The sequence below is a fragment of the Streptomyces sp. NPDC087844 genome (assembly GCF_044742785.1).
Lineage (GTDB): Bacteria > Actinomycetota > Actinomycetes > Streptomycetales > Streptomycetaceae > Streptomyces.
Genome location: NZ_JBIUVD010000013.1, coordinates 219,418 through 232,082, shown reverse-complemented (window position 1 = coordinate 232,082; position 12,665 = coordinate 219,418). Strand labels below are relative to the sequence as shown.

8 protein-coding genes and 1 pseudogene are annotated in these 12,665 nt (G+C 68.2%); 4 read left to right on the top strand and 5 right to left on the bottom strand.

Features of this window, described 5'->3' with window-relative positions:
• Positions 1-22: 22 nt before the first annotated feature.
• Both ACIOKD_RS25145 and ACIOKD_RS25140 read right to left on the bottom strand, forming a co-directional pair.
• Positions 23-2,053: an ATP-binding protein gene (locus tag ACIOKD_RS25145; RefSeq protein WP_402088048.1), complete on the bottom strand. Its 2,031-nt coding sequence runs from the start codon at positions 2,051-2,053 to the stop codon at positions 23-25.
• Positions 2,054-2,928: 875 nt separating this feature from the next.
• A pseudogene (locus tag ACIOKD_RS25140) lies at positions 2,929-3,144 on the bottom strand (IS630 family transposase); the annotation flags it as partial.
• A 470-nt stretch (positions 3,145-3,614) separates the two neighbouring features.
• On the opposite strand from ACIOKD_RS25140, the gene ACIOKD_RS25135 reads away from it, so the two are divergent.
• Together ACIOKD_RS25135 and ACIOKD_RS25130 are read left to right on the top strand one after the other, a co-directional pair.
• Positions 3,615-4,118 (top strand): hypothetical protein, encoded by a 504-nt coding sequence (locus tag ACIOKD_RS25135; RefSeq protein ID WP_402088047.1) that lies wholly within the window; start codon positions 3,615-3,617, stop codon positions 4,116-4,118.
• 363 nt (positions 4,119-4,481) lie between these two features.
• Positions 4,482-6,554: an AAA family ATPase gene (locus tag ACIOKD_RS25130; protein WP_402088044.1), complete on the top strand. Its 2,073-nt coding sequence runs from the start codon at positions 4,482-4,484 to the stop codon at positions 6,552-6,554.
• Here ACIOKD_RS25130 and ACIOKD_RS25125 read toward each other — a convergent pair.
• Complete coding sequence (locus ACIOKD_RS25125) at positions 6,543-7,016, bottom strand: acyl-CoA thioesterase (RefSeq protein WP_402088041.1); 474 nt, start codon at positions 7,014-7,016, stop codon at positions 6,543-6,545. The genes ACIOKD_RS25130 and ACIOKD_RS25125 overlap by 12 nt on opposite strands.
• Positions 7,017-7,273: 257 nt before the next feature.
• On the opposite strand from ACIOKD_RS25125, the gene ACIOKD_RS25120 reads away from it, so the two are divergent.
• Entirely contained in the window at positions 7,274-8,083 is an 810-nt protein-coding gene (locus tag ACIOKD_RS25120) for a DUF998 domain-containing protein (protein WP_402088039.1), read from the top strand.
• Between the two features lie 208 nt (positions 8,084-8,291).
• On the opposite strand, the gene ACIOKD_RS25115 is transcribed toward ACIOKD_RS25120, so the two are convergent.
• Complete coding sequence (locus ACIOKD_RS25115) at positions 8,292-9,293, bottom strand: formylglycine-generating enzyme family protein (RefSeq protein WP_402088036.1); 1,002 nt, start codon at positions 9,291-9,293, stop codon at positions 8,292-8,294.
• 318 nt (positions 9,294-9,611) lie between these two features.
• A complete protein-coding gene (locus tag ACIOKD_RS25110; protein WP_402088033.1) occupies positions 9,612-10,037 on the bottom strand; it encodes a MarR family winged helix-turn-helix transcriptional regulator in 426 nt (141 codons plus the stop codon).
• 318 nt (positions 10,038-10,355) lie between these two features.
• Between ACIOKD_RS25110 and ACIOKD_RS25105 the strand changes: the two genes are divergently transcribed.
• A complete protein-coding gene (locus tag ACIOKD_RS25105; protein WP_402088030.1) occupies positions 10,356-12,584 on the top strand; it encodes an MMPL family transporter in 2,229 nt (742 codons plus the stop codon).
• The last annotated feature ends 81 nt before the right edge of the window (positions 12,585-12,665 follow it).

The following is a 12,665-nucleotide window of genomic DNA, read 5'->3' as shown; positions in this document are numbered from 1 at the left end:
GCGTTGCGGAGGCGAGGTCGGCTCACGCCCCGGACCCTGCGATCTCCAGTTCCCAGAGCCGGTCGCTGACCAGTTCGAGGCCCCGGGTGTGATACCTGCGATATGTGCTGAAGGACAGGTGCAGGAGTTCCGCCGCACGTTCTTGTGACTGCACGGCGTCGAAGTAGGTCGTGGTGAGGACCTGGTGGTATCTCCGCTCCTGCGGATCGTCGGCCATCAGGTCGACTGCTTCCCTGATGACCGAGCGCAGCGCCTCGACGGGGGCGGGTCCCCTGTGGTCCACCAGTCTGCTCCGGATCAGCGGGCTCCGCTGCAGGTCGTGCGTCCGGTGCCACCACCGAAGCAGGTTGCGCACCTCCGCGTCGAATTCGGGTCGCGAGAGAACGATCAGTTCCGATTCGGCCGGGGGGCGACGCGCGTCCTGGCCGAACAGTTCCTCCTCCGCGGTGCTGTCGAGCCAGGTGGCCACCGGCGCGCTGCGCCAGTCGTGGCCGAAGAGGCTCCAGGTGCGGTCGCCGAGCATCGCGGCCTCCGGAACGAGTCGGTGCTCGGAGAATGACATGAGCGGTTCCCAGAAAGCGGTGTCCTCCAGGACGATGAACGACCACGCACGTCGTTTGGCATGAAGGAACCCTGCGAGCACCCGGTGCATCATCAGGTCCATCACCGGTGAGGGACGCTGGTATTGCCCGGGGTACACGATGAACCGGGCCAGAACGATGTGCTCGCCTTCCCGCACCGGCTTGGTGTGCAGGGCGTACCGCCAGGCCTCCGCCACGACGGGATCGGCTTCCATGTCCTCGCTCAGGGGTTCCTCCAGCGTCAGCCAGGCCAGGAACGCGACCGCCTCACCGGTGGCGGGGTCCCGGTGCACGTAGAAGGCTTCCGGTTGTCTGCGCAGCCAGTACTCGACGGCGGTCGCGGCTTCGGGGCCCTCGGCCTTGTGCGCCAGGCGGAGCACCGTCGGCGCGTCGGCGTCGGTGAACCTGTCCTCATAGGCCTCCGCCTGATCGTCGAAGACGAAGAAGCGGCGAGTGATCCCTCCGGCCCTGTGCAGGTACTTGAGCGCGTCCATGGCGGGCAGTACGGCGTCGCCGGTGGCGGTCGCGGCCTGCCGCAGGAGATGGGAGCGGAGACGGTGATGCATGGCCACGAACTCGTCGGGGTCGCGCCATCTCAGGTCGTGGTCGAGAGCGTCACGGACAACGTCGTGGGGGTACAGGCCGGAGTTGCCCGCCGCGACGAAGGGAAGTCTCTTCAGCCAGTCGAAGAGGGGCGCCGCATCCTCGATGGGCAGAGCAGCCCGCAGTAGGTCCTGGGTCGTCGTCCTGGTGTGGGCGCACACCTCCAGCGCCTGCCGGTGAAGTGGTGAAGGAACGTCGTCGACAACCCGGGCCAGCAGCGCGCTGATGACATCGTGCGGCGGATTCTCCCGTGCCCCGGCCGCGAAAGCACTGCCGGATCCGTCCGAGGCCAAGGCGAGGGCCAGAGGATGACCTCGCGCGAAAGCCATGATCGCCGCCCGTTCCTCTACCGGAACGGTTCGCGCGACCAGCATGGATTCCGCTTCCTCGGGAGTCAGATTGCGCAGCCCGAGGCTCTGCAGAGCCTGCCGCCAGCCGGGGTCCGTGCGCCAGCGGGAGCAGAGCGGCTGTCGGCCGGCCAACACTACGACGGCCTTGTCTGCCAGGCGGGGCAGGAAGGTCTCACGCAGCCAGTCCTCCAGGCCCTGACAACATTCGAACGTGTCGACCAGCAACACCGACCCGCACACTGTCGTGACCCACGACGCTTCCTGGCTGAAGGTCGCGGGTGTCAGACGCAAGGTGCGCGCGTCAAGGTGCACGACCGGGCGTCCCAGTGTTTCAGCCTCGTCGGCGAAGCGTTGCAGCAGCGTCGACTTGCCGACGCCGCCGGGACCGTGGACGTGCAGCACCACCGGTGCGCCCGGTTCGGCGTCGAGCGCCCGTCGGTAGAGCGAGAGTTCGGCGGCCCGTCCGACGAAAGCATCTTCACGTGCGGCACGCAACCGTGCGCTCAAGCCGCCTGCCAAGGGCTCCGTTCCTACCATCGTTCCATCCCTGGACGGGGCGGCGTTCAAGACTCACTCCTCCTGCGTCGGTCTGCGGTATTCGGCATCGACATACCTGGGCGTGCGACATGAGCGGCGTTCCTGGTTCATGCACAGCCCCTACGGATCATGGGACGCAAAACACGATAAGCGGGGTTGATCCGTCAGCTGTGCAGGGCCCCATTGCCACAGTGGTCAGGAGAGCGCCGTACCACGAGCACTTCGGCGGGACCGCAGGAGGATCAAGGTCGGCGGGCCGCCAGGGGTGACGGCGGTCAGGCAGGCTGCGGCCGCCCGCGGCAACGCGTCGAGACCTACGATGTCGGGTTCGAAGGCCACAACGCACGCGACAGAGACGGCCGCGAGGGGCGGAGTCCCTCCCCGGGGGCGAATCGTGAGGTCGCGGTCAGCGGCAGGTCGGCCGGTGCCCGGTGGCCCGGGTTCCGCCGCGTAGCGCAGAAGCATCCTTCCTACTGAGACGACCAGCCTGCGATCATCAGACGGGTTCTGCCGGAGCTCGTCTCGATCCTGGCTGAGGGCGAGTACGAGTCCGACCTCACGGCTCGGGGACTGGCCTCGGCAGACTGGCCGCAGTGGCCCCGCCCGCAGGCCCAGGCCGTCGTGGGTTTCCTGGACGCGTGGGGGACCAGGACCCTGCGGATGAAATCTCTGACAGGACGTGACGCTCTGACTGACTGGACAAGGCCGGTAGTCGAGCTGGGCAAGGGCGGCGGCCTTGCATGTGGATCTCCACCCAGTGCCGCGCCGGCCAACGTCGCCCGATCGTGAGATGACGCGCCCCTCGCGTCCGGTTCCGGGAGGCGTGTGGCCGTCAGGCTGCGCGGGTGGCAGAACGAGTAGGAGACGCTTTCCTCACAGACCAGGATGCGCAGGCCCTCGCGGCTGATGCCGTCAACCACCCCCTCGGCGACCAGGAAGTCGGCCAGTTTGACCAGGCTCCAGGTCGAAAACGGCAGGCCGTGCTCGACCGGCTTCGACTTGGCGATCTTCTTGATTTCGCGACTTTCGGGCAGTGTGCTTATCAACGCATACAGACCAGGAAAGCCTCCTGCGCCCCGGACTACGCCGCGAAGAAGACCAGTCGAGCACCTCTACTCCGACGCCTCAACCTGGACGGCGCAGCGCTACGGGACCTACGCAAATGACCAGGCCGAGGCGTCTCCGTGGCGGCCACGGGCCGTTCAACCGGCTCGTCCTGAGAGGCAGGTCAGACGGCTGCCTTGCCCTTCCACCTCAACCCACCACTCCCTAGCTCCCACTCCGTCCGCCGTAGACCCGCACGCTACGGAGCGGGCGTGGGCAATAGGTCCAGGTGGGGCGCTTTACTGCACCAATGACGCATGACTTGGAAGGAATTAACGGTGTCCTACCACGGGTCGGGACAGATTAGGATCCTGGCATGCCGATCAGGGGTGGGAAAGTGGCGCGCGCTTATTGGGCGGTCAACCGCGCTCTTGGAGGACAGCAGCCTCCGACCAGACAGCAAATGTTCGCGGCAAGACGGCCACTCGTCATCTGGCTCGTGGCAGGACTCTTCGTTTGGGGACCCATCATCCTCGCTGCCGGGGGCGAAGTCTTGTTGCCGCTTGGCATTGCCGTCGCGTACGGCACAGTGATGGCGATGTTTGCGTTGCTTGAGAGACGCCGTCAGCGCCGACTGGTGAGAGAGGGGGTCTGGGACGGTGTCCATGCCCGGCCTATCGGCTGGACCCGCGCCATGGATAAACGGCGAATTCACAGCCAGAATCTCCGGCCCCTGTGTGAGGTGCTGGCCTACTTCGCCGAGCGGGACTTCGTGGGTACCGAATGGGAGGTCGTCGAGGCAGCCCTTCCCGGGACGAACATCGAGAATAATACGTGGTACAGCCACCGGATCGCAGGGCCGCGACGCACGTTCATCCTGAGGATCGCGGCAATACCCAATTCGGGGGACACTTTTGTCGAAATCTACGGGGTATTGGGGGGCCGCGGAAAGTTCATGATGGTAGGAATCCTGCTAGTGCTCGACAAATACCGCGTGAGTTGACCTGCGGCGCGAGTGGGTCGACGCGCGGTATGGACAGGCTGAGCTGTTCGGTGACCATGGCCAGGGTGAGGGTCTGGCACAGGTCGAGCACGATCTGCTGTCGTACAGCCTGGCCTGGGTGAGGCTTCACGATGGCGCCGAACGCCTCAGTGCGGCAGACAGCGTCACGGGGCTCATGATCAAGGTCAATCACTGTTCAGAACCTGTTCACGTCCTCATCCGCTCGGCCTGTCGGTGCTGTGGCGGCCAGACAGAGAAGACGGAACCCGCTACGCCCGTGAGCAGTTCGCGGACAACGATCTCAAGGCGACCAGGCTGCTCCTCGTGGCCTGGGCCGGCGCCTCCATCGTTTAAGTTTGCTTCATGTCTCAACTTCCCCTGGGTCCGCTGGCGGAGCGCCTCCGGTCGGCACGCGGTGCATCGTTCGTCGGCCGTTCCGAGGAACTGTCACAGTTCGCGGCGGCGCTGGACGGCGCTGAGGGGGCCTTCCGCGTCCTGTACCTGCACGGCCCCGGAGGTGTGGGCAAGTCCGCTCTGCTCGCCCGGTTCGCCGACGAGGCGCAGGCCCGGGGGCGCCGAGTGATCAGGGTCGACGGCCGTGACCTCACCGCGCGTGAGGAGGACTTCGAGGCGGAGGCCGGCCCGGTGGGGGCCGACGAGCAGGTTGTCCTGCTCGTCGACACCTTCGAGCGGTGCCAGGCGCTGGAACGCTGGCTCCGGGAGAGCTACCTCCCCTCCCTGCCAGGCGACGCGGTCGTGGTCATCGCCGGTCGGCGGCCACCCGCCCTCGCCTGGCGGACCGACCCCGGCTGGGACGGCCTGCTGCGCGTCGTACGCCTCAACGACCTGCCACCGCACGAGGCCGGCACCCTGCTCACCTCGCGCGGAGTGCCTCCGGACGAGCAGGCCCCCCTGATCGCCTTCGCCGGCGGCCATCCGCTGGCCCTGCGGCTCGCGGCCGACGTCTCTCTGAGCGGCGAGCGCATGCACGCGCCATCCGCCGCCAGCACGGACGTCATCAAGACACTGCTCGGGCAGCTCGTGGGCGCGCTGCCGGACATCGCGCACCGCCGGGCCCTGGAGGTGTGCGCCCACGCGCTCGCCACGACCGAGGAACTGCTGAGGGAAGCACTGCCCGACGCCCCTGCTGCTGAACTGTTCGCCTGGCTGCGGGAGTTGCCCTTCGTGGAGACCGGCCGGCACGGCTTGTTCCCGCACGACGTCGTCAGGGAGGTCCTCGACACGGATCTGCGCTGGCGGGACCCGCAGACGTACGAAACCATGCACCGCGGACTACACGCCCATCTCCTGACCCGCGCGAAGGCGGCGGAGGGCGCGGCAGTGCTGCCCGCCATGTCGGCCCTCACCTATCTCCACCGCACCAACGGCTTCCTGTCGCAGTACGTGACCTGGCAGGCCGACGGCGATGTTCACGAGGACACCTTCGTGCCCGAGGACACCGACGAGGTGCTCTCACTGGTCCGGGACGCGGAAGGACCCGATACCGAAGCCCTGACCGCCTTCTGGATCGGCAGGCGGCCCCAGGCACTGCGTGTCTGCCGCAGGACGGACTCCCGCCGGATCGTCGCCGCATGGGCCTGTCTGACGATGGACCGGCCGGACCCGGCGGAACTCGCGGCCGACCCCGTCGTGTCGGCGGCCTGGGAACACAGCCGCGGCAGCACTCCGATGAGGGACGGGGAACACCTGGAGATCGTGCGCTTCCTTCTGGAGCCGAAGGAGTGCGAACGGCCCTCGCCGGTCATGGATCTCTTCCTGCACCGGGCGGTGTACGAGTTTGTGCTGGCCGACCGACTCGCGTGGTCCTACATCGCTATGTCGGAGAACTCCTTCTGGCACCCCTTGATGGCCTACATGGACCAGCACCTGCTGACCGAACCGGTCCGCACCGGGGAGCGAATCCAGTCGCTGTACGCCCACGACTGGCGGGTCATCCCGCCCCGGATCTGGCTCGACTTCAGCGTCACGCTGGAACTGGGCGGTCTCGAAGCGGGCAGGACGGCACACCGGACCGGCGGTTGCGTAGTGCTCACCCGCGAGGAGTTCGACGAGGCCGTGCGGGCGGCGCTCACCGCGTGGCACCGCCCGGACGAGCTACTCACCAACCCCTTGGTACGCAGCAGGCTGGTGGTCGAGCATCCCGAAACAGACGCGGTCGACGCCCTGCGCGACGCCGTCGCCACGTCGATCGAGACCCTGCATGGCACCGCCCGCGACGAGCAGCTGCACAAGGTCGTCACCACCACCTACTTCAAGCGCGTGCCCAACCAGGAGGCGGTCGCCGAGCGGCTGCACATCTCGTTCAGCACCTATCGCAGGCACCTCGCCGCCGCCCTGGAACGGATCTGCGGTCTGCTGTGGCAGTTGGAGATCCACGGCACTCCCCAGGCCGGGCAGCCGCGGTCAGGCTCCTGACGCGGACGCCGGCATGAGGAGGACGGCCGCAGCGCGGGCCTCCTCGCCGAACGGCGCGGGGCGGAGCGTCACAGGGTCCAGATTGACCTGGACGCGTTGCCCTGTGGCGTGCACCACGGTCCGGTCCGCCGACAGCACACGGAAGCCGTACGTGTAGCTGGTCCGGCCCATACGGTCGATCCAGAAGTGCACCTGGACCTCGCCGACCTCGGTGATCGGCAGGTCGTACGTGATCTCCATCTTGCGCACGACCTGCAGGACGTCGGTGATCTGCGACTTCGCCCGGTCGAACGACACCCCGCGCTCCATCCAGTACGAGGTGATTCCCCGTTCGAAAAGTGCCGCGTACTGGCCGTGGTGAACCATTCCGAACGAGTCGAGGTCACCGAAGTGCACCGGGACGGACTGGTGGTGGCCGTCAGTGGGCGCGATACCGCGCTCGGCGGTGTCGTTGTTGCTCATGTTCTCTCCTGATGAACGCAATGAAGCACACCGGACACGGCTGCGGGGTCCCGCTACGGGAGTGTGTGCCGCCGTGATCGCGGCCCGTCGGCGGAAGCACGCGTGGATCCGCCTCGCTGCCTCTCATGTTCGGTCCGCCGGATAGTCATCCACAGGTCAAAGCCTGCTCAGTTCACCTGCGTACTGCGTTCGCGGTACGACCACGTGTCCGCGCAGGGACGACGACCCGACGCAGGTGAACGGGCAATCTCGACCGCATGGAAAATGTACCGACCGTCGGCCCACCCGCCCCCAGGACTCTCCCCCGCAGGCCGACCGGCCGCCTCACCTCGCCCGCACACGCGCTGGCTGTGGGCGGTACGGCGGCTGCCGCCCTCACTGTGCTGACGATCGTCGCGCTCGATGCGCGGCTCGCGATCGTGTCGCCCGGAGTGCTCCGTCACACGATCAGTGAGTACGGGTTGGGGCCACAGCGGTGGCTCTTCGCTGTGGCGGTGCTGTCGCTCGCGTTCGGTTCGCTGGCCGTCGTCGCCGCCCTCGTGTCCAGCCGGATCACTCGGTGGCGATCCGGCGCGGCGATGGCCACCGTGTTGTGGTCGGCAGGGCTCACCGTGGTCGCGCTGGTGCCCAAGGAGGACCGAGCTCTCGTGGAGGACACCCTCGGCGGCGAGATACACAGGGTGGCCAGCCTGATCGCATTCGTCAGTCTGCCGATCGCGGCACGGCTCCTCGCCCGTCCGTGGAGGCGGTCCGCCACCTGGGGCTCGTACGCCGGCCGGATCCGCCGGCTCGGTCTGCTGTCCGCTCTTGCCTTCGCCCCGATCCTGTACGCCGTGGGCCACATGATGCTCACAGGAACGCCGTGGTGGGAGATCCTCCCGCTCGGAATCGTGGAACGCCTGCTGGTCGGCGCCGAGGCCGTCACCGTTCTCGCCATCGGCGTCTGGGCTGTCCGCGCCTCCGGATCGCCGACCGCCCGTCCCGTACCGGCCACGCCGGTGCGGATCCACCCGGCGGCGGGCGACGAGAAACTGACAGCCGAGGAACTCCTGCGCGAAAGAGGCTGAGCCAACCCTCACGAGAACGCCCGCAGCCCGTTCCCCGGTCAGTTCCTGACCGGGGAACGGGCTGTGAGTTGACCAGGGATCGGGCTGGAGTTGACCGGTGGATCGTGCAGAGGTTGTCGTGCCGGTGGGGCTCAGTCCGGTGCGCCCCATCGGAAGAGACACGTTCATGCGGGACAGACCCAGAGCTCCTCGACCGTCAGGGGTTGCTTCAGGAGCGGGGGTCGGCGGCGCACCGGAAGCCGATGTGGTGATGCCCGCCCTGTGGCTCACGGGAGTAGCCGGAGCGGTAGGTGCCACGGAGTGCGTCGGCCTCGTCGTCGTGGGCGCCACCCCGGGTCACGCGTTCCTCGGCGGAGTAGGTGACTTCCTCCCTGCCGTCGTCAGCCTGGTAGGGGTACGGGCGGTACAGGGTGCTGGTCCATTCGTAGGTGTTCCCGGCCAGGTCATGGATACCCAAGGGGGTTGCCCCGTCGGGATGCGCGCCCACAGGGGATGTGCCGCCCGATGCGCGGCCGTACCGGGCTCGGCGATCGTCCGGTTCCTGATCGCCCCAGGGGTGGGTCCGACCCTCCACGCCTCGGGCCGCGGCTTCCCATTCCGCCTCCGTGGGCAGCCGTGCTCCGCGGTCACGGCAGTAGCTGTAGGCCCCCCACCAGGTCACTTCGGTCGCCGGATGATCGGCGTACGAGCTCTCGACGTCGAAACTGCCTCTGTTACGCAGAATATGCGAGTTGCCGTCCGCGTCGGCGGGGACGAACAGGTCACGGTCGTCGCTGTCCCGTACTGCGTCCGGTTCACGGGGCATCCGTGGGTCGGCCGGGACCTGTCGGCCTCCAGTGGCATTACGCAGCCGGTCCTTGTTGCGGTTCGCCCAGCGTGCGAGGTCCGCGTTGGTCACGGGGTAGCGGTCGAGGCGGAAAGCGTCCAGGTGCACGCTGTGGGCGGGGCGCTCGTCGGCGGGCCCGGCCTCGGCACCGAGGCGGTAGTCGCCGGCCTGCACGAGGACCGTCCTCGGGGCTCCCGCCGGTGTACGGGTGGCGGCCGGATCGGGTACGCGGCCGCTCGCCCCGGGGCTTTCGGACCCGGTCTGGCAGGCGGCCAGTACCAGAACCGCGGTGGCCCCGAGCAGGAGGGCACGCAATGGCCGTCGGCCAGCTTTACGGTCCGGTCGGCTCGCACCCGAGAGTGTGGTCGGTTCGGCAGGGGTCATGGGCGCTCCTGAAATGAGACGGGGTGCGTCCAACCCTCGCTCCCAGCCTGGACGTCCGCGTCAGCCCCTCGCAGACAACGCCCGCTGCTGCGACCGCAGTACGAGCCGGTGCCACAAGTGTCTGCGGTTGGAGGACGTGCGACACGGGTGCCCGGGGCCAGTCTTGGCGGCATCGGAACACCTTCCCGCTCCTTGGAGACATTCATGTACGCCCTCACGTCCGACCAGGAGAGAGGACGCCGTCCACCCGCCGCGATCGCCGCGATCTCAACAACCGCCCACCGTGAGCGTCGCGTTGTCGACGCGACGCACCCGCTCTCACTTCCCCGCGGCGAGCGCCTTCGACAACAAGGTCTGGAGGGCTGTGCGTTCATCGGTGTCGAGTGCACTCAGCGACGGCGTGGCATGGGCTCGCTCCAGCAGCCGGTCCCGGACCACGCGACCCGCCTCGGTCGCCACCAGCGTGCGTACACGGCCGTCCTTCGGATGCGGCCGACGCTGGGCCAGCCCCTTCTCCTCCAACTTGGCGCACATCAGGGTCACGTTGGAGGGGTCGCAGTGCAGCCGCACGGCAAGCCTGCGCAGCGGGACGGGGTCGGCCTGTGCATCGGCGTACCACAGGAGGTTGGCCAGCGGTTCGGTGATGTCCAGCTCCTGCAGCAGGTCACTCATGTGTTCCCTGATCAGCTGCGACAGGGTGGCGACCTGGTGGGCGAGAACGGCCGTGTCGGCTTGCGAAGGCATGTCCATAGAGTATCGCTTGACAAACTCATTGAGTAGCTCAAAGAATAACCTTGAGGCGCTCAATAAAAGGAAGGTCCTCCGGGACCGGCCCGGCCGCGTCGTGCGGCACACCCCCCTCGACGCTCCCTGTCCGGTCAACAGCTCGGCCGATGCCGACACCTCAACCGCCGGCGGCCGGAGCACTCTCCGGCACCCGTCCGACGTGCGTCAGCCCTCCTGGTCTCCCCCAATCACCGCGTGATCACCACCCCGTCCGCCGCCTGTACGCCCTGGCCGCGACCCCATATGCCTCTTCCGCTTCATGTCTTGGAGTTCTTCATGGCTGTCCTGCTCTACCGACTCGGCCGGTGGTCGTTCCGGCGACGACGTCTCGTGCTGCTGATGTGGCTCGTCCTTCTGGCAGCGGGTGTGACGGGAGCCGTCACCCTGTCCGGTCCCACCTCGGAAGCCCAGCGGATCCCCGGTCTGGAGGCCCAGCGCGCACTGGACGCGCTAGAGGAGAAGTTCCCGCAGGCGGCAGCCGACGGCGCCACGGCTCGCGTGGTGTTCGCCGCCCCGGACGGCTCGACGCTCGCCGACCCGGCGTACCGGCGGGTCCTCGACCGAACGGTGGCCTCACTCGCCGGCGGATCGCAGGTCGTCGGTGCGCAGGACCCGTTCGACGCGGGCACCGTCAGCCCCGACAAGGCGATCGCCTTCAGCGAGGTGACGTACAAGGTCCCCGGGGAGAAGGTGAGCGCGGGCTCCCACGACGCCCTGCTGAAGGCCGCTGACGAGGCGCGCGAAGCGGGGCTGACCGTCGAGATCGGCGGGGACGCCATGGAGGGTGAGGAGCCCGGCGGCTTCACTGAGATCATCGGTGTCGCCATCGCCGCCCTGGTCCTGCTCATCACCTTCCGGTCCATGCTGATGGCGGGCCTGCCGCTGGCCACCGCGCTGATCGGCGTGGGCATCGGACTGACCGGCATCATGACACTGACCGGGTTCGTCGAACTCTCCCCGGCGACCGAGACCCTGTCCCTGATGATCGGTCTGGCGGTCGCGATCGACTACGCGCTGCTCGTGGTCTCCCGCTATCGCAATGAACTCACCGAGGACTCCGACCGCGAGGAGGCGACGGGCCGCGCCATGGGCACCGCCGGGTCCGCAGTCGTGTTCGCGGGACTCACCGTCATCATCGCCCTGGCCGGGCTCTCCCTGGTCGGCGTTCCGTTCCTCACGCAGATGGGCCTGGGCGCCGCGGCCACTGTCGCCGTCGCCGTCCTGATCGCGATCACCCTGCTCCCCGCGCTTCTCGGCTTCGCCGGCCGCCGTGTCACCGCACACAGTGCGGAAGGGAAGGAACGGAAGGAAGGGGAGCGCGCGACCATGGGACGCCGGTGGGTAACCCTGGTGACGCGCCGCCCGGTGGCCGTACTCATCGTGGCGACCCTGGGGCTGGGAGTCGCCGCGCTGCCCGCTCTCGACCTGCGCCTCGGGCTGCCCGACGACGGCATGGCCTCGCGGGAGACCACTCAGCGCAAGGCGTACGACCTGGTGAGCGACGGGTTCGGGGCGGGATTCAACGGACCGCTGGTCATCGTGGTGAGCACCGGGCCCGGCGCCGACCCGAAGGCCGCGGCACAGCAGGTGAGCGAAGACGTCAAGACACTGCCCGACGTGAAGAGCGTCTCCCCCGCCAACGTCAACCCGGCCGGCGACACCGCCCTGTTGCAGGTCGTTCCGGACGGCGGCCCCAATGCCCAGTCGACCACCGACCTGGTCAACACCATCCGCGACCAGGGCCAGGACCTGCGCGCCTCGACCGGGGCGACCATCGCCGTCACCGGCCTGACCGCGCTCAACATCGACATGTCCGACCGGCTCCAGAGCGCGCTGATCCCCTACCTCGCGGTCGTCGTGGGCCTGGCGATGCTGCTGCTGATGCTGGTGTTCCGCTCCGTGCTCGTCCCCGTCAAGGCCGTCCTGGGCTTCCTCCTCACCGTCGCCGCGACCTTCGGTGCCGTCGTCGCGGTCTTCCAGTGGGGATGGCTCGCGGAACTCCTGGGGGTCGCCCAAACCGGGCCGATCGTCAGCATGATGCCGGTCTTCCTGATCGGCATCGTCTTCGGGCTCGCCATGGACTATCAGGTCTTCCTGGTGGCCCGGATGCGCGAGGAGTACGTCCACGGCTCCGGTCCGACCGAGGCCGTCGTCTCCGGCTTCACCCACGGCGCACGGGTGGTCACGGCTGCCGCCGCCATCATGATCAGCGTCTTCCTCGGCTTCGTGATGTCGGCCGACGCCATGGTCAAGATGATGGGCTTCGCCCTCGCCGTCGGCGTCCTCGTGGACGCGTACATCGTCCGCATGACGCTCGTACCGGCCGTCCTCACCCTTCTGGGGCGCTCCGCCTGGTGGCTGCCCGGCTGGCTGGAGCGGCTCCTGCCCGACGTCGACATCGAGGGCAGCAAGCTGCGCGGGCAGCTCGGCGCGGACCGGCCGGAGCTCGCGCACGACGACACCGGCTCGGCTCCTGACCCGACCTCCGGCCTGACCAAGGTCTGACCGTCCGACCCACCGGTGACCCGGCCGTCCGCTCCGGTCACCACATATATCGACAGCCGTACCGGCGCTCGCAGTTCAGCG